13 protein-coding genes, 15 tRNA genes and 3 rRNA genes are annotated in these 21,906 nt (G+C 48.3%); 3 read left to right on the top strand and 28 right to left on the bottom strand.

Annotation, left to right across the window (positions count from 1 at the left end; translation table 11 throughout):
* The first annotated feature begins 116 nt into the window (after positions 1-116).
* Positions 117-305: a hypothetical protein gene (locus tag K7G97_RS03800; protein WP_023467331.1), complete on the top strand. Its 189-nt coding sequence runs from the start codon at positions 117-119 to the stop codon at positions 303-305.
* A 188-nt stretch (positions 306-493) separates the two neighbouring features.
* Here K7G97_RS03800 and K7G97_RS03795 read toward each other — a convergent pair whose 3' ends face one another.
* Both K7G97_RS03795 and K7G97_RS03790 read right to left on the bottom strand, forming a co-directional pair.
* Complete coding sequence (locus K7G97_RS03795) at positions 494-1,390, bottom strand: aldo/keto reductase (protein ID WP_058265034.1); 897 nt, start codon at positions 1,388-1,390, stop codon at positions 494-496.
* A gap of 138 nt (positions 1,391-1,528) precedes the next feature.
* Positions 1,529-3,265: a phospho-sugar mutase gene (locus K7G97_RS03790; protein WP_223041405.1), complete on the bottom strand. Its 1,737-nt coding sequence runs from the start codon at positions 3,263-3,265 to the stop codon at positions 1,529-1,531.
* Between the two features lie 92 nt (positions 3,266-3,357).
* Here K7G97_RS03790 and K7G97_RS03785 point away from each other — a divergent pair, with 92 nt between their 5' ends.
* Complete coding sequence (locus K7G97_RS03785; protein WP_223041404.1) at positions 3,358-4,176, top strand: sulfurtransferase; 819 nt, start codon at positions 3,358-3,360, stop codon at positions 4,174-4,176.
* A gap of 41 nt (positions 4,177-4,217) precedes the next feature.
* Here the strand turns inward: K7G97_RS03785 and K7G97_RS03780 are convergent, their stop codons facing one another.
* The 4 genes from K7G97_RS03780 to K7G97_RS03765 are packed head-to-tail and all read right to left on the bottom strand — an operon-like array spanning position 4,218 to position 10,410.
* On the bottom strand, positions 4,218-6,641 hold the full coding sequence (locus tag K7G97_RS03780; RefSeq protein ID WP_223041403.1) for a glycogen/starch/alpha-glucan phosphorylase: 2,424 nt from the start codon (positions 6,639-6,641) through the stop codon (positions 4,218-4,220).
* Between the two features lie 28 nt (positions 6,642-6,669).
* The gene (glgA, locus tag K7G97_RS03775) at positions 6,670-8,121 is read right to left on the bottom strand and encodes a glycogen synthase GlgA (protein ID WP_223041402.1); all 1,452 of its coding nucleotides are present in this window, start codon (positions 8,119-8,121) and stop codon (positions 6,670-6,672) included.
* A 14-nt stretch (positions 8,122-8,135) separates the two neighbouring features.
* Positions 8,136-9,236, bottom strand: a complete 1,101-nt coding sequence (gene glgD, locus K7G97_RS03770; protein WP_035409446.1) for a glucose-1-phosphate adenylyltransferase subunit GlgD — start codon at positions 9,234-9,236, stop codon at positions 8,136-8,138.
* A 13-nt stretch (positions 9,237-9,249) separates the two neighbouring features.
* Entirely contained in the window at positions 9,250-10,410 is a 1,161-nt protein-coding gene (locus tag K7G97_RS03765; protein ID WP_223041401.1) for a glucose-1-phosphate adenylyltransferase, read from the bottom strand.
* 206 nt (positions 10,411-10,616) lie between these two features.
* Here K7G97_RS03765 and K7G97_RS03760 point away from each other — a divergent pair, with 206 nt between their 5' ends.
* Entirely contained in the window at positions 10,617-12,392 is a 1,776-nt protein-coding gene (locus K7G97_RS03760) for a transglycosylase domain-containing protein (protein ID WP_223041400.1), read from the top strand.
* A gap of 1 nt (position 12,393) precedes the next feature.
* Here K7G97_RS03760 and K7G97_RS03755 read toward each other — a convergent pair whose 3' ends face one another.
* The 22 genes from K7G97_RS03755 to K7G97_RS03650 form a co-directional block, all read right to left on the bottom strand.
* Entirely contained in the window at positions 12,394-12,960 is a 567-nt protein-coding gene (locus K7G97_RS03755; RefSeq protein WP_029340917.1) for a DUF5366 family protein, read from the bottom strand.
* 238 nt (positions 12,961-13,198) lie between these two features.
* Positions 13,199-13,672: a tRNA (uridine(34)/cytosine(34)/5-carboxymethylaminomethyluridine(34)-2'-O)-methyltransferase TrmL gene (trmL, locus tag K7G97_RS03750; protein WP_023467320.1), complete on the bottom strand. Its 474-nt coding sequence runs from the start codon at positions 13,670-13,672 to the stop codon at positions 13,199-13,201.
* A 3-nt stretch (positions 13,673-13,675) separates the two neighbouring features.
* The gene (locus K7G97_RS17570; protein ID WP_223041399.1) at positions 13,676-14,155 is read right to left on the bottom strand and encodes a methylated-DNA--[protein]-cysteine S-methyltransferase; all 480 of its coding nucleotides are present in this window, start codon (positions 14,153-14,155) and stop codon (positions 13,676-13,678) included.
* Complete coding sequence (gene queG / locus K7G97_RS03740; protein ID WP_223041398.1) at positions 14,130-15,290, bottom strand: tRNA epoxyqueuosine(34) reductase QueG; 1,161 nt, start codon at positions 15,288-15,290, stop codon at positions 14,130-14,132. The genes K7G97_RS17570 and queG overlap by 26 nt, the downstream gene beginning before the upstream one ends.
* 89 nt (positions 15,291-15,379) lie before the next feature.
* Positions 15,380-15,450: transfer RNA gene (locus K7G97_RS03735), tRNA-Gly, on the bottom strand.
* 38 nt (positions 15,451-15,488) lie between these two features.
* A tRNA-Gly gene (locus K7G97_RS03730) sits at positions 15,489-15,559 on the bottom strand.
* 4 nt (positions 15,560-15,563) lie between these two features.
* A tRNA-Leu gene (locus tag K7G97_RS03725) sits at positions 15,564-15,644 on the bottom strand.
* Between the two features lie 36 nt (positions 15,645-15,680).
* A tRNA-Cys gene (locus K7G97_RS03720) sits at positions 15,681-15,754 on the bottom strand.
* Between the two features lie 6 nt (positions 15,755-15,760).
* Positions 15,761-15,835 (bottom strand) — tRNA-Gly (locus K7G97_RS03715).
* 8 nt (positions 15,836-15,843) lie between these two features.
* Positions 15,844-15,915: transfer RNA gene (locus K7G97_RS03710), tRNA-Gln, on the bottom strand.
* 10 nt (positions 15,916-15,925) lie between these two features.
* Positions 15,926-15,998 (bottom strand) — tRNA-His (locus tag K7G97_RS03705).
* Positions 15,999-16,007: 9 nt separating this feature from the next.
* Positions 16,008-16,078: transfer RNA gene (locus K7G97_RS03700), tRNA-Trp, on the bottom strand.
* Positions 16,079-16,082: 4 nt separating this feature from the next.
* Positions 16,083-16,166: transfer RNA gene (locus tag K7G97_RS03695), tRNA-Tyr, on the bottom strand.
* 31 nt (positions 16,167-16,197) lie between these two features.
* Positions 16,198-16,273 (bottom strand) — tRNA-Phe (locus K7G97_RS03690).
* Positions 16,274-16,280: 7 nt separating this feature from the next.
* Positions 16,281-16,356, bottom strand: a tRNA-Asp gene (locus tag K7G97_RS03685).
* 8 nt (positions 16,357-16,364) lie between these two features.
* A tRNA-Met gene (locus tag K7G97_RS03680) sits at positions 16,365-16,438 on the bottom strand.
* A gap of 10 nt (positions 16,439-16,448) precedes the next feature.
* Positions 16,449-16,523, bottom strand: a tRNA-Glu gene (locus K7G97_RS03675).
* Between the two features lie 21 nt (positions 16,524-16,544).
* Positions 16,545-16,635, bottom strand: a tRNA-Ser gene (locus K7G97_RS03670).
* A gap of 26 nt (positions 16,636-16,661) precedes the next feature.
* A tRNA-Asn gene (locus tag K7G97_RS03665) sits at positions 16,662-16,736 on the bottom strand.
* A gap of 6 nt (positions 16,737-16,742) precedes the next feature.
* Positions 16,743-16,858: ribosomal RNA gene (gene rrf / locus K7G97_RS03660) — 5S ribosomal RNA — on the bottom strand.
* Between the two features lie 101 nt (positions 16,859-16,959).
* Positions 16,960-19,873 (bottom strand): 23S ribosomal RNA (locus K7G97_RS03655).
* A 167-nt stretch (positions 19,874-20,040) separates the two neighbouring features.
* Positions 20,041-21,602, bottom strand: a 16S ribosomal RNA gene (locus K7G97_RS03650).
* The 16S, 23S and 5S rRNA genes sit together here with 15 tRNA genes alongside, the layout of an rRNA operon.
* Between the last annotated feature and the right edge of the window lie 304 nt (positions 21,603-21,906).

The raw sequence follows: 21,906 nt of genomic DNA, 5'->3' as shown, positions 1-21,906 counted from the left end.
ATTTCAAGTGTGTTTTTTTAGATTTTTTTAGGTTTAGCACTAGGCAATCCGGGAATAATCAAGTATACTAATAAAAATCAGAATTATCTGACAACTTACAAAGGAGCGTGGCCGAGATGAAACAAGTAATTGAAGCTTTCCGTAGACAAGATGCAGAGCAGCGAATTCCAGTGCTACGTCTCGAAATCGATTATGAGCTCAGTACGCTCTTCGATGCGATTCAAGCCAATGACCAAGCTGCCATGTCAGCAAGTAAAGATCGTTTAGATAAATACCGTCAGGAGATGCTTCGCTTAGAAGCTTAACCTCATAGATCCCCCATCTCTCCTCCCCCTTGAGATGGGGCTTTTTTTGTTTATTTTTAAATGAGAAGAACACTCTATTCATAAACGAAAGAAAGGATCGCTTCCGGATGATATATCAGAAACGAACCTCTCACTTTATTTTATTAATGGCACACGTACGAATCGATTCGTTTCTGTCTCAAAACCACTTAATCGACGTCACGACCACGTGATGCCTTCAAAATCTCAAACCACTGCTCGCGTGTCAACGATAATTTCGTCGAACGAACCGCAGATTCGATGCGTTCAATCTTACCCGAACCAACGATTGGCATGATACGTGCTGGATGTTTAAGCAACCATGCATATGCGACTTCGTCGATTTCCTCTGCCCCGATTGTCTCTGCAATCTCAGCTAATTTTTCGCGTAACGGTGCATATTGCTCGTCTTTGAAGAGACGACCGCCCGCAAGTGGACTCCATGCCATTAACGGCATCTCATTTTCATGACAGAGATCAACGGATCCGTCCTCGAAATGTTTCAGTTCAGAAACCGACAACTCGAGTTGGTTCGTCACGAGCATGAATGGTAAGCGCGACTGAATCAGACTTTGTTGCGCAGGTGTATGGTTCGAGAGACCAAATGTCCGTACCTTTCCTGCGTCCTTCAACTCTACGAATGCTTCAGCAATCTCGTTCGGGTCCATCAATGGATCTGGACGGTGAATCAACAACGTATCCACGTACTCGACACCAAGTTCTTGAAGAGAACGGTTCACCTGTTTGATGATATGCTCTTTCGTCGTATCGTAGAATGACAGCGACTGATCCGAGAAATGATTCCCTTTCATCTTGATGCCCGTCTTCGTAACGATCTCCATTCGGTCACGTAACTCCGGTTTTAAAGCAAGTGCTTCTCCGAATAAGCGTTCATTCGTGTAGTCACCATAGATATCCGCGTGATCAAATGTCGTAATCCCTAAAGCAAGGCATGCTTCAATCAATTCAAGCCGCTCTTCTTTCGTCATCTCCCATTCATTCAATCGCCATAAACCATGAATGATGCGTGAGAATGATAAATCTTCTGTTAGTTGAATCCGTTCCATCTATCTTCCACTCCTCTATCGTATAAACTCTATCTCATTTACTGTACCCCAAAATGGTACCGGTTGCACGGATTTCACTTTTTGATGCTCTCAGACAAAAAAACAGGACCCCGTCGATGACGTGATCCTGCATGGGACTTATTGAATTTGTTCGACTTCTTGCATGACTTCATCTTCGATCTGCTGACGTTTCCGTGTCGTCTCAGCAGCATCTGGTGACGTGACGCTGAAGTAGAATTTGATTTTTGGTTCCGTACCCGATGGACGAAGGCAGAACCACGATCCATCGCTGAGCGTAAACTTCAGTACGTTGGATTTTGGCAAGTTAATTGGTGAAGGTTGATGCGTCTTCAAATCGTGGGCGATGCTCGCATCATAGTCCTCGAATAAGACGACCTGTTCTCCAGCCACTTGTTTTGGCGGATTCTCACGGAACGTATCCATGATACGCCCGATCTGTGCCACGCCATCCTTCCCTTTGAGCGTTAGAGAGCGGAGTGACTCTTCGAAGTACCCGAACTGCTCGTAAATCGCCTGTAATGCCTCATAGAGCGTCCGTCCTTCTTTCTTATGGTACGCAGCCATCTCAGCAGCTAACAAGCACGCTTGGACGGCATCCTTGTCTCGGCAGAAGTCACCGATGAGGTAACCATAGCTCTCCTCGTATCCGAAGAGATACTCATATTGACCCGATGCATTGTATTGTTTGATTTTTTCCCCGATGAACTTAAAGCCTGTCAATGTGTTCTCGACATGGAGATCATAATGACGCGCAATCAATGCACCCAGTTCTGACGTAACGATCGTCTTCGCGACGAATCCGTTCGCTGGCAGTGTTCCTTGCGCCGCTTTTTGTGAAAGGATGTAGTCGAGCAATAACGCGCCCGTCTGATTCCCTGTCAGGACTGTCCATTCTCCGTCGGCATCACGTGTTGCGACTCCGACACGGTCAGCATCTGGATCCGTCGCAATCAAGATGTCGGCATCTGTCCGGTCACCATATTCGATCGCCAGTTTAAAGGCAGCATGTTCTTCCGGGTTCGGCGACGTCACGGTCGGGAACGCACCGTCTGGTTCCGCTTGCTCCTTAACGACTGTCACATGTTCGAATCCATACCGTTTCAAGCCTTCTGTTACCGGCACAAGACCTGTTCCGTGAAGTGGTGTGAAGACAATTTTAAGTGGATCCGCTAATTCCGATTGAATCGAAGGTAAAACACGAATCGTTTGTAATTTGTCTTGATACGCTTCGTCGAGCTCTTCTCCGACACGGACGATCAAACCGTTCGCGCGAAGGACTTCTTCTTGTTCCAGTTCAATCGATAGCTCATCTTCGATTTGGCTGACATAAGAAACGAGTTCATCTGCTTCTTTTGGCGGAAGTTGTCCACCGTCATCCCCGTATACTTTGTAGCCATTGTACTCTGGTGGGTTGTGACTCGCCGTGATGACGATCCCGCCCGCCGCTTGTAAAGACCGAACCGCAAACGAAAGTTCCGGTGTCGGACGTAGACCGTCGAACAGATACGCTTTGATGCCGTTGCTTGCGAGCGTACGTGCCGCCTCTAGCGCAAATTCTGGTGAGAAATGGCGTGAATCGTGTGCGATGACGATTCCTTTTGCTGCCGCTTCTTCCCCCGACGCCTTAATGAATGCCGCGAACCCTTGTGATGCTTTTCGGACCGTATATACGTTCATCCGGTTCGTCCCGACACCGATTTCCCCACGCATACCACCTGTTCCGAACTCGAGTTCTTTATAAAATGCTTCTTCAGCTGCTTTTTCATCCGTTGCTAACGTGACTAACTCTTCTTTTAATGTACTGTCTAAATCAGCGAACTGATCCCATTTTTGATAGGTTTCTTTCCATGACATGGTAAATCGACTCCTTTTTGAATGAGGGTAAGACTTGCGATGAAGCGATACCTTTCATATGATTAACACTAGAAAGGGTAAGGTGATGAGGCATGTTTCCTACGATTCAAATGGCAGATCTTCAACAGCTCGTCCGAACGGATCAGATTCGCTGGTTTGACTGCCGATATGACTTGCAACAACCTGAATATGGACGAAATGCTTTCTTGGAACAACACGTCGAAGGTGCACAGCACCTGGATTTAACGACTGACCTTTCCGGTCCCGTCGATGAGGTCGGCGGTCGGCATCCGCTTCCTTCAAAAGAAGCGTGGCAACACACACTGGAACAGCATGGTGTGACACCGGAAGACTTCGTCGTCTTGTATGACGATGGTTTTCCGTATGCAGCTCGTGCGTGGTGGTTATTTAAATGGATCGGACATGAGCGTGTCGTCGTCCTTGAGGGCGGATTCTCCTCTTACCTAGCGTTCGATCTTCCGGTCACGGACGATGTTCCTACTTATGAACCGTCTCAGTACGCGCCTCGTTTTCAAGATGAGATGCTCGTCTCGTTCGAAGAGCTGAAAGATCAGCTGACAGAAACGATGATCATCGATTCCCGTGCACCTGATCGATACCGTGGAGAAATCGAACCACTCGATCACGTCGCCGGTCACATTCCAGGTGCCGTGAATTGTTTCTTTGAACAAGCACTTTCACCAGATGGTCGCTTACGGGACGCGGAAGATTTGAAAGAACTGTACGCCGACATCCTACCGGTCACGGCACCCATTCTTTATTGTGGAAGTGGTGTGACAGCGTGTGTCAATGTCATCGCTCTCCATTCACTCGGGAAAACCGACGTCCGGCTTTACGCCGGCTCTTATAGTGATTGGGTCAGCCGTGGTGAAGATGTCTCCCGTTCGTAAACATCAGACACTGACAGAAACATCTGTCAGTGTCTTTTTGTTCAGAGTTGAATCGGTTTGATGTTCCAAATCGCATTCGCATACTCTTTAATCGTTCGGTCACTTGAGAACACACCTGACCGTGCAATATTAAGAATGACGCGTTTATACCATTCTTCTGGTTGCTGATACATCCGATCGATTCGTTCTTGCGCTTGTTGATACGACATGAAGTCTTTCAGGATCAGATACTCATCATTATACGTCAATAATGAATCGTAAATCGCTTGGAATTCACCTGGAGCAAATAATGTTCCATCGACGAGACTATCGATGATCCGTCGTAGCTCGGGTTGGGCACTGTACTGATCGTATGCACTGTAACCACCGTACTGCTTATAATTCATGACTTCCTGTGGTGTTAAGCCGAAGATGAAGATGTTCGCATCCCCGACCTCGTCTCGAATTTCGATGTTCGCTCCGTCAAGCGTTCCGATCGTCAAGGCGCCATTCATCATGAATTTCATGTTGCCGGTTCCAGAGGCTTCATAACTTGCAGTCGAAATCTGTTCACTGACATCACTTGCCGGGAAAATCTTCTCAGCAAGCGATACACGATAGTTTTCTAGGAAGACGACTTTCAAGTATGGACTGACGTCTGGATCCTGATTGATCAAGCGAGCTAACGCATTGATATAACGAATGACTTCTTTTGCATAATGATAGCCTGGCGCAGCCTTTGCACCAAAGATGAATGTCCGCGGTGTCATCGTGAAGGAACGGTCTTCCTTCAGACGATAGTAAAGCGAATGAATGTGTAATGCATTTAAGAGTTGGCGTTTGTACGCATGCAATCGTTTGACTTGAACATCAAAAATCGAGGTCGGATCCACGACGATACCGGTTTCTTTTTCAATGAGCAATGCTAATTCTTCTTTACGCTGAAGTTTGATCTCAGCGATGTCCTTCTGTAACGCTGCATCCTCTGCCCATTTCGTCAACTTTTGCAAATCAGACGGATGCTGAATCCAACCATCCCCGATTGCTTCTGTCACACGATTTGCCAGTGCTGGGTTTGATGAGAGGAACCAGCGACGATGTGTAATTCCGTTCGTCTTATTGTTAAAGCGAAGCGGAAACATCTCATAAAATAAGCGCATCTCGCGCTGCTTCAGAATCTCAGTATGAATCTGTGCGACTCCATTCGTCGAATGCGTGCCGACGACAGCCAGGTTCGCCATGTTGATCCGGTCATCCGCGATGATGGCGATATCTCGCATATGCGCTTCCATGTGTGGATAGTTCGCAAGCACATCCTTACAGAAGCGTCGGTTGATTTCCTCGATGATGAGGTAGATGCGCGGTAATAAGCGACGGAACAAATCGATCGGCCAGCGCTCGAGTGCTTCTGACAGTAACGTGTGGTTCGTAAACGACATGACACTCTTCGTGATGCGCCATGCTTCTTCCCAGCCAAATCCTTCTTCATCGACAAGAATCCGCATCAACTCCGGAATCGCGACGACCGGATGTGTATCGTTGATATGGATAGCGATATGGTTGCCGAGTTGCTTCAATGAATGATTTCGCTTTTTAAAGGACGTTAAGATACTTCGTAATCCAGCAGAAACGAAGAAATATTGTTGCTTCAGCCGCAACTCTTTTCCTTCATACGTTGTATCATCCGGATACAGAAACTCTGAAATCGTCTGAATCGATTGTTTATGTGCCAGTAAATCTTTATAGTTCCCACGGTATTGGCTAAGTAATTCATCATCATCAAGTGGAGACTCAGCACTCCAGAGTCGCAGGTTATTGACGACCTTGTTTTGATAGCCGACGATCGGCATGTCGTACGGAACAGCACGAACGATTTCAGCCGGCTCATGATGGACGCGATACCCATCACCGACCTCTTCAAGCCAGACATGCCCACCGAATGGCACATCGACCGCTTTATCAGAACGTCTGATTTCCCACATGTTCCCGTTCTTCAGCCAGTTATCCGGTAACTCGACTTGATAACCATCGATGATTTTTTGCTTGAAGAGACCATACTGATACCGGATCCCATTCCCGTGTCCAGGCAGACCGAGCGCAGCCAGGGAATCAAGGAAACATGCCGCGAGACGTCCAAGACCCCCGTTCCCAAGTCCAGGTTCCGGCTCTTCTTCCGTCAAATCACTGAGCTGATATCCGAGTTCTTCAAGTCCCCGCTCGACATCCTTTAAGACATCAAGACTCAATAGATTGTTATGCAGGAAACGTCCGAGTAAAAACTCGAGTGAGAAGTAATAGACTTGCTTACTTTTTTTATGGATATATGTTTCCTTCGTCCGTAACCAATCGGTCGTGACCGTCTCGCGTACCAGATAGGCAAGTGTCTGATAAATATCGTTTTCTGTTGCTTCCGTTATGGCTTTACCATGCATCGAAACGAATCGTTCCGTAAACCTCTCCTTGAACTTCTCTTTATCTTTGAACATGACGTAACCCCTTTTCCCAGTGATACGATCAAGTGGCGGACGGTGCAATCAAACGATATAACGCCAAGTATTCGTCGGCTGAACGCAACCAACTGAAGTCCTCATTCATCGCTGTCTCAATCAAATGATCAAAGACCGGTCGATCATGATACACCTCAATCGTACGTTTAATCGCTTCTAAAAACTCATGTGCATTATAATTCGCGAACGAGAATCCATTTCCTTCTAATGTGAATTGATTGAACGGTTTGACCGTATCACGGAGCCCACCTGTTTCCCGAACAACCGGTAAACAGCCATACTTCATCGAAATCAACTGACTGAGACCACACGGTTCAAAACGCGATGGCATCAAGAAGGCATCACTGCCCGCGTAGATCCGTTGTGCGAGACCAACGTCGAATCCGATATAAGAAGCGATTTTGTCTGGACGAATCGATGTCGCATGATGGAACAATCCTTCATATTCCGCTTCACCCGATCCGAGAATGATGAACTGCGCATCGAGTTCGAACAAGTCTGGCAAGATATGCGCGAGTAAATCGATTCCCTTTTGGTCAACGAGACGAGACACGAAACCGAACAATGGTACGTCCGGATTAATCGGGAGACCTAGTTCCTCTTGTAAAGCCGCCTTGTTTTTTGCTTTTCCTTCCGTGACGGTATCAACGGAATACGTCTCAACGAGATGCGTATCATGCGCAGGATCAAATTGACGATAGTCGATCCCGTTCAAGATGCCACGCACGTCGACAGCGCGATGTTGCAAGACCGGCTCAAGTGTCTCACCGTAATACGGATCCATGATTTCATCACGGTACGATGGACTGACTGTCGTGATTTGATTGGAGTGGACGAGTCCTGCCTTCATGTAATTGACGAGTCCATTATGAGCGATCCCATCCGCTGTGAAGTGTTCATGACTCAAACCAAGTAAGTCACCGAGCACTTCTTCCGGGAAGACACCTTGGTATTGTAGATTGTGAATCGTAAAGACCGTTTTAATGTCTTGATAGCGCTCAAGATGTTGATAATGGATGCGTAAGAACGCTGGAATCACACCTGTTTGCCAATCGTGACAATGGATGACGTCCGGTACTTCCTTTCGATCCAAATGTTGAATCATCTCAAGGACAGCACGTGAGAAATACGCAAACCGTTCCGCATCATCGTAATGTCCATAAATGACGCCATCCCGTTTGAAGTAGTACTCATTATCGATGAAATAGAACGTCACACCATCTTGTTTCAAACGGAGGACAGCACCAAATTGCTGGCGCCAACCGACTGGCACGATGAAGTCGAACAAGAACTCCATCTCTGATTTGTATTGTTCCTTGATTTGACCATAATTGGGTAAGACGACTGAAACGTCTGCCCCTTCCTCAGCAAGCGCTAAGGGGAGCGAGCCGACGACGTCAGCTAGCCCCCCTGTCTTGATGAAGGGTGTCGCTTCCGTGGCAGCAAACCATACCTTCATGAATGACATCTCCTTTAAACGATTGTTTGTTTTTTGATGACGATTGGTTCTTCTGCCGTTCCGCGGATGACTTGACCGCGTTTGACAGTGACTTCTTTATCGAGAATCGCGTACTCGACGACCGCGCCTTCTTCAATGACTGATTTTTGCATGATGATCGAGTTTTTGACACGAGCGTGTTTTCCGACTTTGACACCACGGAACAAGATACTATCCGTCGTCGTGCCTTCTAACTTACAACCGTTTGCGACGAGTGAGTTCTTGATGGCTGAACCCGGTAAGTAACGTGTCGGTGGTTCATGCTTGATTTTCGTATAAACGTGTTGGAAGTCGTTGATTGCTCCCCACTGTTCAAGTAACAGCATGCTCTCACGATAGTACGAACGAAGCGAATGAATGACTTGTGATGTACCACGGTACTCATACCCGTGAACGTGCAAGCGATTGAGTTGCGAACGAATGATGCTTTGAAGTAAATCGTACTCACCACGTGCGATTGCTTCATCGATTAAACGAACAAAGAGATTCTTCGATAGGACGACCGTTTCCATGTAGAACGTCTCATCCGTCGGTTGGAACCCTCGTGATCCGATTGCCGTCACGCGATTCTGTTCGCCAAAACGGATCGGACGGCAGTATTTACAAGGCAGCTCACGCTTCGTATAGACGACCGTGATGTCCGCATTCGATTCTTTATGTTCGCGTAACACATCGCGATAATCTACCGCAGATAAGATGTTTGAACCAGAAACGACGACATAGTTTTCCTTACTGCGAAGGAAGAAGTCACGGTGGAGGTGGAAGTTCGATAAATCTCCACGGAACTCGTTCGCATCTTGTGACAATGCAGGCGGGAAGATGTAGAGTCCACCGTTTGAACGGTCAAGATCCCACTCTTTACCCGATCCAAGATGGTCCATCATTCCACGATATTTCTCGAGTGTAAAAATCCCGATGTTTGCGATATCGTTTTGTACCATGTTCGTTAATGTAAAATCGATCAACCGATAACGTCCTGCAAATGGAACTGCCGCTAAGTTACGATGTTCCGTCAATTCCTTGAAAAAGCCTTCTTCTCCGCTTAAATTGATGACACCTAATAAATCGACCTTCATCCGAATATCCCCCTTATTGAATCGCTTCTTTGATGACTTCGTTCTTCTTGACGATGCTGTCTGCTTCAATGACGAAAACTTCTCCGTCTGGAGAGCCGATTGTTGCACCATCTTCTACGATCACACCGTCTGCTAAGATCGCCCGATGAATCGTGACGTCTCGTCCGATTTTGACGTTCGGGAAGATGACCGAGTCTTTGACGAGTGATCCTTCTGCTACGTCGACACCATGGAAGAGAACCGAATGATTGATTTCACCTTCGATATGGCATCCTTCATTGATGATCGATGTCTCGACTGTCGCAGCATTCCCGATATATTGTGGTTGCTGATTCGGGTTGACCGAATAGACTTTCCAAGAAGGATCATATAAATCAAACTCTGGTTCTGCCGTCAACAAGTCCATATTCGCTTCCCAGAGCGATTGAATCGTTCCGACATCTTTCCAGTATCCTTTAAATTTATAAGCACGAATATTGAGGTTTTCAAAGAGCATGTTCGGAATGATGTTCTTACCGAAGTCAAAGCTTGATTCCGCATCACCAGCATCTTGAATCAAATGGCGTTTTAATACATCCCAGTTAAAGACGTAGATTCCCATCGATGCAAGATTCGATTTTGGATTCTGTGGTTTTTCTTCGAATTCATTAATCCGGAGAGCATCATCCGTGTTGAGAATTCCGAACCGTGGTGCTTCTTCCCATGGCACTTCACGAACAGAGATTGTTACGTCCGCTCCGCCAAGACGATGCTCTTCAATCATCTGTTCATAATCCATTTTATAAATATGATCGCCTGATAAGACAAGAACATAGTCAGGGTCAAATTGGTTGATGTAACTCATGTTTCGATAAATGGCATTTGCCGTTCCTTCATACCAGTTCTTTCCGTTTTGCGCCTGGTAAGGAGGTAGAATCGTCAAACCACCGTTACGTCGATCTAAATCCCATGCACTCCCGATTCCGAGATAGCGGTTTAATTCAAGTGGTTCATATTGCGTCAATACACCAACTGTATCGATTCCTGAGTTCGTACAGTTCGATAGCGGGAAATCAATGATCCGGTACTTTCCTCCAAATGCAACAGCTGGTTTTGCAGTATGTTTCGTTAAAGCTCCCAGACGTTTCCCTTCTCCGCCTGCAAGTAACATCGCAACGACATTCTTTTTAGCCATTTCGTCCCCTCCATTTATGCTCTTTTTTTTCAGACAATTCGCGTTGTAAAATCCACAGATACTTCTATATACCCAATCTTTTCTCTTTTTAATATAACATTCCTGCAAAATAGGTTTATTAAAATACAAAAATCGAAAAAAAATCTACTGATTTCTCCATAAAAGACCGATAATAGGAATGAAATGGCTTTTTGAAAGGAGTTCTCATGCGAATTACTACAGGATATCTTGTCTTACTTGGTCTTGCGACGATGCTTCTATTTTCCTTATTTTCAATAAAAGATGAGTTGAAAACAGCACGTACACTTTTTTTCTGGGCCGATGAACAGACGACGCGACATCCACTGACCTCCTATCAACCAATCACCGTAACCTATGAAAACAAACGGGTCGAGCTCTATGACGGATTGCGACGGGATGATCTAACTCCTCGAACATTGCCGAAAAAAGTCGAGCAAGCGTTTGTTGCCATCGAAGATCAGCGTTTCTATCAACATGACGGATATGACATCACAGGAATCTTACGCGCGTTTACAAAAAATCAGTCGGATTCTAAATCTCAAGGTGGCAGTACGATCACACAACAACTAGCAAGAATGACGTATCTATCAAACGAAAAAACATATACTAGGAAAATAAAAGAGTTGTTAATTGCTGTGTCTTTGGAGCAAAAATATTCAAAAAAAGAACTGATGACGGCGTATGTCAATCAAGCCTATTTCGCGAATAATATTTATGGTATTGAACTTGCCGCAAAATCATATTTCAATAAGCCGGCACGCGAGTTGAGTTGGTCTGAAATCAGTTTTCTGACAGCAATTCCGAATAATCCTTCTCTTTATGACCCGCTACGCTTTCCTGAAAACACAAAAAAACGTCAGCAACGAATCGTTCAAGCGTTAATACGCGATCGTGTACTGACGAAAGATTTTGCTATTTCTCGTGTGTCGCCTCGATCCTATAAACCGAGTGTCCCTTATCCAGATTATATCGATGCCACCGTTCAAGCTGCGGTTCGAATGACCGCTCAAAAAAAAGGTTGGAGTGAGAAGCGTGCTGCAGAATATCTGCATCAACAAGGGGCGGTCATCTCGACATATCTCGACTCAGCAGAACAACGACGGGCTAAGGAAGCTCTTCGCAATCTACCCAACCCGATTGAGGGTGCTTATGTTGGCATCGACGGACAAACACACGGGGTCACCGCTCTTGTCGGCTACAAATCGAATTTGACAGGTCAGTTCAACCGAGCAGTGCAGTCGTACCGACAACCTGGTTCAGCCATCAAACCGTTACTTGTCTATGGTCCTTACCTTGAGAAGACGAAAGCCCGCTTATCGAGCACATTAGACGGTAGTCCCGTCTGTATCGATGGATACTGTCCGTCAAATAGCGGAAATCGAATTCTCGGACAAGTAACGATTGCCGATGCGATTGCTTACTCCTATAACACACCAGCTATTCGCGCATTTGCTGTCTCTTTCCGGGAAGGATTGAAGTCGATCCGTCCGTTCCAGTTCAGCCAATGGACGCGCGAGGATGATGCTTTTACAAGTGCTCTAGGTGGGTTGCAATACGGGATCAGTCCGTATGAACTGACAAACGCCTATACCGTATTCGTTAATGATGGGCTCTATCGACCGGCGTCGATGATTAAAAGTATTACGCTTAAGAATGGAACGGTCGAACGACCACAAGAAAAAGAACAACGGATTTGGTCCAGTCAGACGAACCGAGAATTACGGGCTGGTTTGAAAAATGTCATGACGTATGGAACGGGACGCAAAGGATATGATTCCTCTGCGCGCTATATTGGAGGAAAAACAGGAACAACGAACGACAATAAGGACATGTGGTTCGTTGGCATCAAAAATCAACATATCGGAGGGATTTGGCTAGGGGCAGATCGCCCACGTCCCTTCCCTGTTGAGGCAAATGCAACGCTACAGGTCCAGACGTGGGCAACGATTTTACGTCCTTAAATCAACTCGGAAATAAAATCGCTTCCCCGAACGAATTGAATAAAGTCAGACCGACCCAGGATAGACCAGCAAGCAGAACACCCCAGGCTAAGAAAGAAAAGATAATCAAACCAACGGCTCCTGCTGCACTCGTCATTTTACTGATTTGTACCGTGTAAAAGATGAAGTAGATGAAAAAAGACACAAGCAAGACGATTCCGACATGCAAGAAGGACGTCATGAAGGCGAAGCTAACACAACCTCCGATAAGTAGCAGAATACTTCCCGGACGTAACATGCCGAGTGTCGTTCCCTCTTGTTCCTTGATGAAAAAGGCGAAACCAAGCTGATTGATCGTATCTGACAATAGTTTAAGTGAACTGAAGATCATGAAGTAAACGATCAGGAAGCCGAGCCAAACAACGAGCTTCGTATCGCGTGCCGTCAAGAGTTGTAACAATTCATCGTACACTCCGACTTGATCGAGCCAATGTAGTGCAAGTTCCGTCGTTGCAATCGCAAGGGACGTACTAAATAACAAGATGCTGATCAGCGGAGCATAACTTAATAGGTAAACATTCGTACGCATGTGGAGTCTCCATTCATAGAAAATTCATATGTAGCACACAATTTCACTTACAGGTATACTATAATAGATTATATCGGTTCAAGAGACTGAAGGGGGAAACAAAAATGGCATTTATCTTAATGGTCGGCGTAAGTCTTGCGTTTTTGACAGCAATCTTCACTGCAGGCTACAACAAAAAACCTGAAGGTAACGAATAATTCATAAAAGCTCCATCCTGATTCAGGATGGAGCTTTTGCTTTATAGAAGACCTGCGTATCCTTGCTGACGCAATGCTTCATAGACGATGATCGCTGCCGTGTTCGAGACGTTCAGTGAACGAACGAGATTCGATTGGGGTAGACGGATACAACGCTCTGCGTTCGCATCGATGACTTCAAGCGGCAATCCTTTTGTTTCCCGACCAAAGACGAAGAAATAATCCTGTTCGACATCCGATAAGTCGATCTGGCTCGGGTACTGTTCTCCATATTTCGTAATATAGTAGAAAATACCTTCCGGATGCTTCTCCCACAATTCTTCTAACGAATCATGATAACGGACATCGACGAATTCCCAGTAATCGAGACCCGCACGTTTAAGTTGCTTATCGTCCGTCGAGAAGCCGAGCGGTCGGATCAAGTGAAGGACGGAATGCGTCGCTGCACATGTGCGTGAAATATTTCCTGTATTTTGAGGAATCTCCGGTTGATACATAACGACATGAATAGCCATGGTTTAATTCTCTCCTATCTCATGCGCTAAAAGCGCTTCTTTATGGGCAATCCCACTTGCAAAGCCCGTCAGTTTACCAGTCGCCCCGATGACACGGTGACACGGATAAATTAACGCGATCGGATTCCGGTTCAAGGCACCACCAACGGCTCGTGCTGCCTTTGGTTTCCCAATCATTCGAGCCAGTTCACCGTAACTGATCGTCTGACCAAACGGAACGGTTCGTAAAGCGTGCAATACTTGCTCTGCAAATGGTGTGACACGCAACTGACAAGGAAGTGCATCAAGCGCTTGTCGATCGCCGACTGCGTAACGATCAAACGCCATGCGCCAAGCTTTTGGTAATTCACCGTCGTCGGTTTCTTCTTGCAAATAGGTTCGAGCACGCTCTTCATTCAATCCAAAATCGAGATACACGATGTGCTCTTTTTCCCATGCGACGAGCAATGTACCAAATTCATAAGTGAGCTGTTGAAATGGCATCTGCTTCCCCCCACTCCTCAAGTAACCGTTGTCCTTCGGTTTGCACATCCACTGCAATATCGGCTAAAAGACGTGATTCGATGTACGACTTCTCATCAATTCCGCCAATCCGACCGACTGCCCAGAGTGCCAGTGCCCGCATGTCTTCACGGGCATCGTTTTCCGTCATTAACCGTAACGCCTCAATCGCGCTCTTGTCTCGATAATGGACGAGCGCACAAATCGCATTACGTTGAATCGGCTTCTTTCCACGCCATGCGCCAGACAACGTACCGAACCGGCTCTTGAACTCACGGTTACTCATGGATAAGAGTGGAACTAAGAGCGGTTTGACTTGCTCTGGATCCGGCTGCAGTTCAGCGTGATGTGTCGCATTTTTCTTCCGGTTATACGGACATACTTGCTGACACGTATCACAACCGTACAGACGGTTCCCAAGCGCCATTCGGAATGGTTCTGGTAGTAGTGTTTTCGTCTGCGTCAAAAACGAGATGCACCGTTTAGCGTCGATGACGCCAGGTTCAACAAGCGCATCCGTTGGACAAGCGTCGATACACTTATTGCATGTCCCGCATAATTCTTCGACTGGCTGATCCGGCGGTAGGACGATATCTGTAATCAGTTCACCAAGATAGAGATAGGATCCGTGCTCCTCACTGATGATCGAGCAGTTTTTCCCACTGAATCCGATACCTGCTCGTTCTGCTACTGCACGATCGACGAGTTCTCCTGTATCGACCATCGAGCGCGTCCTTGCACCTGGACTCAATTCTTGAATTTTTTCTTCAAGTAACGTCAAGCGTTGGCGCAACGCTTGGTGATAATCCAGTCCCCAGGACGATCGACAAAAGATTCCCCGTCGCTCCCCTTCCTTGCCACGAGGTGCATTTTTGAGAGTACTTGGATACGCGACCGCAATGGCAATAATCGAAGCGGCATCTTCAACGAGTAGAGACGGTGTCGTTCGAAGATCGAGATCGGGCTCTTCAAAACCAGAAGCGAATCCTTTTTCTTGTTGCGCTTTCAAGCGACGTTTTAAGACAAGAAATGGATCAGCCGTCGTCACCTTCAATTCATCGATCCCAATCTCTGCTGCGTACTCTTGTAAAGCTAATTTCAATTGTACACCATCCATCACGATCTACTCCTTTCCTCGTTAAAATCCCATTCCTAAACAAAAAGAGCAAGGTGTCAGCGAAAACGACACATTGCTCTTTTTTGGTAAGCGGGTGAAGGGAATCGAACCCTCGTCATCAGCTTGGAAGGCTGAGGTTTTACCATTAAACTACACCCGCATGATCAGGTGAAACATCAGATTGTGTAAAAAGTATAAAGCGGGTGAAGGGAATCGAACCCTCGTCATCAGCTTGGAAGGCTGAGGTTTTACCATTAAACTACACCCGCAAGATACCGGTGGTCGGAATCGAACCGACACTCCAAAGGAACACGATTTTGAGTCGTGCGCGTCTACCAGTTCCGCCACACCGGCACAATCTCTTGCAAAACTATTTAATTGAGAAATAGTTGGAGGCGCCAGTCAGAATCGAACTGACGATAAAGGAGTTGCAGTCCTCTGCCTTACCACTTGGCTATGGCGCCACTCATTGGAGCGGAAGACGGGATTCGAACCCGCGACCCCGACCTTGGCAAGGTCGTATTCTACCACTGAACTACTTCCGCTTGAAAAGCTGGGCTGGAAGGGATCGAACCTTCGCGTGCTGGAATCAAAATCCAGTGCCTTACCACTTGGCTACAGCCCAATAATAAGAGGGCGACTGATGGGAATTGAACCCACGAATGCCGGAATCACAATCCGGTGCGTTAACCACTTCGCCACAATCGCCATGGTAAACAGGGGCAGCAGGAATCGAACCCGCGCTGACGGTTTTGGAGACCGTAGTTCTACCGCTAAACTATGCCCCTATGGTGGTGGGGGGGGGCGGATTCGAACCGCCGAACCCGAGGGAGCGGATTTACAGTCCGCCGCGTTTAGCCACTTCGCTACCCCCCCACAAATGGGAAAATCATGTTGTTAATAAAGATGGTGGCTTTGGACGGAATCGAACCGCCGACACAAGGATTTTCAGTCCTTTGCTCTACCAACTGAGCTACAAAGCCTTAACAATGGCGGTCCTGACGGGATTCGAACCCGCGATCTCCTGCGTGACAGGCAGGCATGTTAACCGCTACACCACAGGACCGTATGTAATTGCGGGGGCCGGATTTGAACCGACGACCTTTGGGTTATGAGCCCAACGAGCTACCAGACTGCTCCACCCCGCGACGCTATAAATGGTGACCCGTACGGGATTCGAACCCGTGTTACCGCCGTGAAAGGGCGGTGTCTTAACCGCTTGACCAACGGGCCATTATAAATTGAAAGTGATGATGGCGGAGAGCAAGGGATTCGAACCCTTGAGACGCTTTTGACGCCTACACGATTTCCAATCGTGCTCCTTCGGCCACTCGGACAGCTCTCCATTGTACGTGGTGAAGAAGTAATAAATGGCTCCGCAAGTAGGATTTGAACCTACGACCTACCGGTTAACAGCCGGTTGCTCTACCGCTGAGCTATTGCGGAACGATCGCCTGGCAGCGTCCTATCCTCACAGGGGGAAGCCCCCAACTACTTTCGGCGTTCAAGTGCTTAACTTCCGTGTTCGGCATGGGAACGGGTGTGACCACTTGGCTATCGCCACCAGACATTTATTATCTTAACATTATGTTCGCATAACGTCAAGACTTTTTTTCGTTTTTTTGAAAGGCTCGCGCCCTCAAAACTGAAGTCATCAACAAGCATCTGCTAGAACAAGGCCTCGACCGATTAGTATCACTCAGCTCCACATGTCACCATGCTTCCACCCGTGACCTATCTACCTCATCGTCTCTGAGGGGTCTTTCTTGATTACTCAAAGGGAAATCTCATCTTGGAGGGGGCTTCATGCTTAGATGCTTTCAGCATTTATCCCGTCCGCACGTAGCTACCCAGCGATGCTCCTGGCGGAACAACTGGTACACCAGCGGTGCGTCCATCCCGGTCCTCTCGTACTAAGGACAGCTCTCCTCAAATTTCCTGCGCCCACGACGGATAGGGACCGAACTGTCTCACGACGTTCTGAACCCAGCTCGCGTACCGCTTTAATGGGCGAACAGCCCAACCCTTGGGACCTACTCCAGCCCCAGGATGCGATGAGCCGACATCGAGGTGCCAAACCTCCCCGTCGATGTGGACTCTTGGGGGAGATCAGCCTGTTATCCCCAGGGTAGCTTTTATCCGTTGAGCGATGGCCCTTCCATGCGGAACCACCGGATCACTAAGCCCGACTTTCGTCCCTGCTCGACTTGTAGGTCTCGCAGTCAAGCTCCCTTCTGCCTTTGCGCTCTACGAATGATTTCCAACCATTCTGAGGGAACCTTTGGGCGCCTCCGTTACTGTTTAGGAGGCGACCGCCCCAGTCAAACTACCCGCCTGACACGGTCCTCCAGCCGGATCACGGCTGCGAGTTAGAGACTCTATGCATGAAGGGCGGTATCCCAAGGGTGACTCCTCCGAAGCTGGCGCTCCGGGCTCGACGTCTCCCGCCTATCCTGTACATCATGCACAAAGCCTCAATATCAGGCTGTAGTAAAGCTCCATGGGGTCTTTCCGTCCTGTCGCGGGTAACCTGCATCTTCACAGGTACTATGATTTCACCGGGTCTCTCGTTGAGACAGTGCCCAAATCGTTACGCCTTTCGTGCGGGTCGGAACTTACCCGACAAGGAATTTCGCTACCTTAGGACCGTTATAGTTACGGCCGCCGTTTACTGGGGCTTCGGTTCAAAGCTTCGCTTGCGCTAACCCATCCCCTTAACCTTCCAGCACCGGGCAGGCGTCAGCCCCTATACGTCATCTTGCGATTTAGCAGAGACCTGTGTTTTTGCTAAACAGTCGTTTGGGCCTATTCACTGCGGCTCTACTCATGTAGAGCGTCCCTTCTCCCGAAGTTACGGGACCATTTTGCCGAGTTCCTTAACGAGAGTTATCCCGCGCGTCTTAGAATTCTCATCTCGCCTACCTGTGTCGGTTTACGGTACTGGCGCCTTCCCCCTCACTAGAGGCTTTTCTTGGCAGTGTGAAATCGTGACCTACGTCCCTACGGGACTCCGCATCGTTCCTTGACTTTGATGCCTGACGGATTTGCCAATCAGACGGTCTTGAAACTTGCACATGCACTTCCATCCGCATGCGTCACTATCCTCCTGCGTCCCCCCATTGTTCAAACGGTGGATCGGCGGTACAGGAATATCAACCTGTTATCCATCGCCTACGCCTTTCGGCCTCGGCTTAGGTCCAGACTAACCCTGAGCGGACGAGCCTTCCTCAGGAAACCTTGGGCTTTCGACGGAGGGGATTCTCACCCCTCTTTTCGCTACTCACACCGGCATTCTCACTTCCAAACGCTCCACTGCTCCTTCCGGTACAGCTTCACAGCGGTTTGGAACGCTCCCCTACCATTCCTTACGGAATCCGCAGCTTCGGTGGTATGTTTAGCCCCGTTACATTTTCGGCGCGGCGCCACTCGACTAGTGAGCTATTACGCACTCTTTGAATGGTGGCTGCTTCTAAGCCAACATCCTAGCTGTCTAGGCAGCGCCACATCCTTTTCCACTTAACATACACTTTGGGACCTTAGCTGGCGGTCTGGGCTGTTTCCCTCTTGACTACGGATCTTATCACTCGCAGTCTGACTCCCGAGTATAAGTTGCTGGCATTCGGAGTTTAACTGAATTCGGTAACCCTGTGGGGGCCCCTAGTCCAATCAGTGCTCTACCTCCAGAACTCTCAACCTCGAGGCTAGCCCTAAAGCTATTTCGGGGAGAACCAGCTATCTCCAGGTTCGATTGGCATTTCACCGCTACCCACACCTCATCCCCGCACTTTTCAACGTGCGTGGGTTCGGACCTCCAGTCAGTGTTACCTGACCTTCATCCTGGACATGGGTAGATCACCTGGTTTCGGGTCTACGACAACGCACTGAACGCCCTGTTCAGACTCGCTTTCGCTACGGCTCCGCCTCATCGGCTTAACCTCGCGCGTTATCGTAACTCGCCGGTTCATTCTACAAAAGGCACGCCATCACCCGTTAACGGGCTCTGACTACTTGTAGGCATACGGTTTCAGGATCTATTTCACTCCCCTTCCGGGGTGCTTTTCACCTTTCCCTCACGGTACTGGTTCACTATCGGTCACTAGGGAGTATTTAGCCTTGGGAGATGGTCCTCCCGGATTCCGACGGGGTTTCACGTGTCCCGCCGTACTCAGGATCCACTCTGGAGGGAAAACAGTTTCAGCTACAGGGCTGTCACCTTCTTCGGCCGACCTTTCCAGGTCCTTCACCTACTGTCTTCCTTTTTGACTCCGTATAGAGTGTCCTACAACCCCGAAGAGCATGCTCTCCGGTTTGGGCTGTTCCCGTTTCGCTCGCCGCTACTCAGGGAATCGCATTTGCTTTCTCTTCCTCCGGGTACTTAGATGTTTCAGTTCCCCGGGTCTGCCTCACGCTACGCTATGTATTCACGTAACATGTCCCATCCCATTACGGATGGTGGGTTCCCCCATTCGGAAATCTTCGGATCAAAGCATACTTACTGCTCCCCGAAGCATATCGCTGTTCGTCGCGTCCTTCATCGGCTCCTAGTGCCAAGGCATCCACCGTACGCCCTTCATACCTTGATCTAGCGTTGGTATTCTAAGAACACACGTCTTAAATGACATGGTTAATTAAAAGTTTGATGTCTTGTTGATGTCTTCAGTTTTCAAGGTGCGAGTGTCTCTATCGAGACTGAGAGACGAGCTCTCAAAACTGAACGATGGGCATGTCCCGTAAGGGACGTTTTCCTTAGAAAGGAGGTGATCCAGCCGCACCTTCCGATACGGCTACCTTGTTACGACTTCACCCCAATCATCTACCCCACCTTCGACGGCTGGCTCCTTGCGGTTACCTCACCGGCTTCGGGTGTTGCAAACTCTCGTGGTGTGACGGGCGGTGTGTACAAGACCCGGGAACGTATTCACCGCAGTATGCTGACCTGCGATTACTAGCGATTCCGACTTCATGCAGGCGAGTTGCAGCCTGCAATCCGAACTGGGAACGGCTTTATGGGATTGGCTCCACCTCGCGGTCTCGCTGCCCTTTGTACCGTCCATTGTAGCACGTGTGTAGCCCAACTCATAAGGGGCATGATGATTTGACGTCATCCCCACCTTCCTCCGGTTTGTCACCGGCAGTCTCCCTAGAGTGCCCAACTGAATGCTGGCAACTAAGGATAGGGGTTGCGCTCGTTGCGGGACTTAACCCAACATCTCACGACACGAGCTGACGACAACCATGCACCACCTGTCACCATTGTCCCCGAAGGGAAAACTTGATCTCTCAAGCGGTCAATGGGATGTCAAGAGTTGGTAAGGTTCTTCGCGTTGCTTCGAATTAAACCACATGCTCCACCGCTTGTGCGGGTCCCCGTCAATTCCTTTGAGTTTCAGCCTTGCGGCCGTACTCCCCAGGCGGAGTGCTTAATGCGTTAGCTTCAGCACTGAGGGGCGGAAACCCCCCAACACCTAGCACTCATCGTTTACGGCGTGGACTACCAGGGTATCTAATCCTGTTTGCTCCCCACGCTTTCGCGCCTCAGCGTCAGTTACAGACCAAAGAGTCGCCTTCGCCACTGGTGTTCCTCCACATCTCTACGCATTTCACCGCTACACGTGGAATTCCACTCTTCTCTTCTGTACTCAAGCCTTCCAGTTTCCAATGGCCCTCCCCGGTTGAGCCGGGGGCTTTCACATCAGACTTAAAAGGCCGCCTGCGCGCGCTTTACGCCCAATAATTCCGGACAACGCTTGCCACCTACGTATTACCGCGGCTGCTGGCACGTAGTTAGCCGTGGCTTTCTCGTAAGGTACCGTCAAGGTACGAGCATTTCCTCTCGTACGTGTTCTTCCCTTACAACAGAGTTTTACGATCCGAAAACCTTCATCACTCACGCGGCGTTGCTCCATCAGACTTTCGTCCATTGTGGAAGATTCCCTACTGCTGCCTCCCGTAGGAGTCTGGGCCGTGTCTCAGTCCCAGTGTGGCCGATCACCCTCTCAGGTCGGCTATGCATCGTCGCCTTGGTGGGCCGTTACCCCACCAACTAGCTAATGCACCGCAAGGCCATCTCAAGGTGACGCCGGAGCGCCTTTCATCAACGGACCATGCGGTCCGATGAACTATCCGGTATTAGCTCCGATTTCTCGGAGTTATCCCAATCCTTGAGGCAGGTTCCTTACGTGTTACTCACCCGTCCGCCGCTCATTCCACTGCCTTCCCTCCGAAGAGTTCCGTCAGTTTCCTGCGCTCGACTTGCATGTATTAGGCACGCCGCCAGCGTTCGTCCTGAGCCAGGATCAAACTCTCCATGAAGTGTTTGACTTGCTCGTTGTTGTGACCGAAGTCACGATTGACGAAGCTTGCGCTTCATTCGTTTTTGTATTCCGTAGAATACGATTTTTGCCTCATCGTTCAGTTTTCAAAGTTCGTCGTGTCGTTTTCAGCGACTTTAATAAGATATCACGGAATAACTTAAGCGTCAATCCCTTTTTGAAATCTTTTTTCTTTCTCGTCACCGTCCAGTGCGTGTTGCCCTGTCGACATGTATTAATATACTATCTCGGTATAATACCGTCAATAGTTTTTCTAAAAAAACTTTTAAAATCTTTTTCCTTCT

Origin of the sequence: Exiguobacterium acetylicum, assembly GCF_019890935.1 — a bacterium.
GTDB lineage: Bacteria > Bacillota > Bacilli > Exiguobacteriales > Exiguobacteriaceae > Exiguobacterium_A > Exiguobacterium_A abrahamii.
Note: the sequence above shows the minus strand (reverse complement) of the source record. Positions and strands in the feature narration are given on the sequence as shown.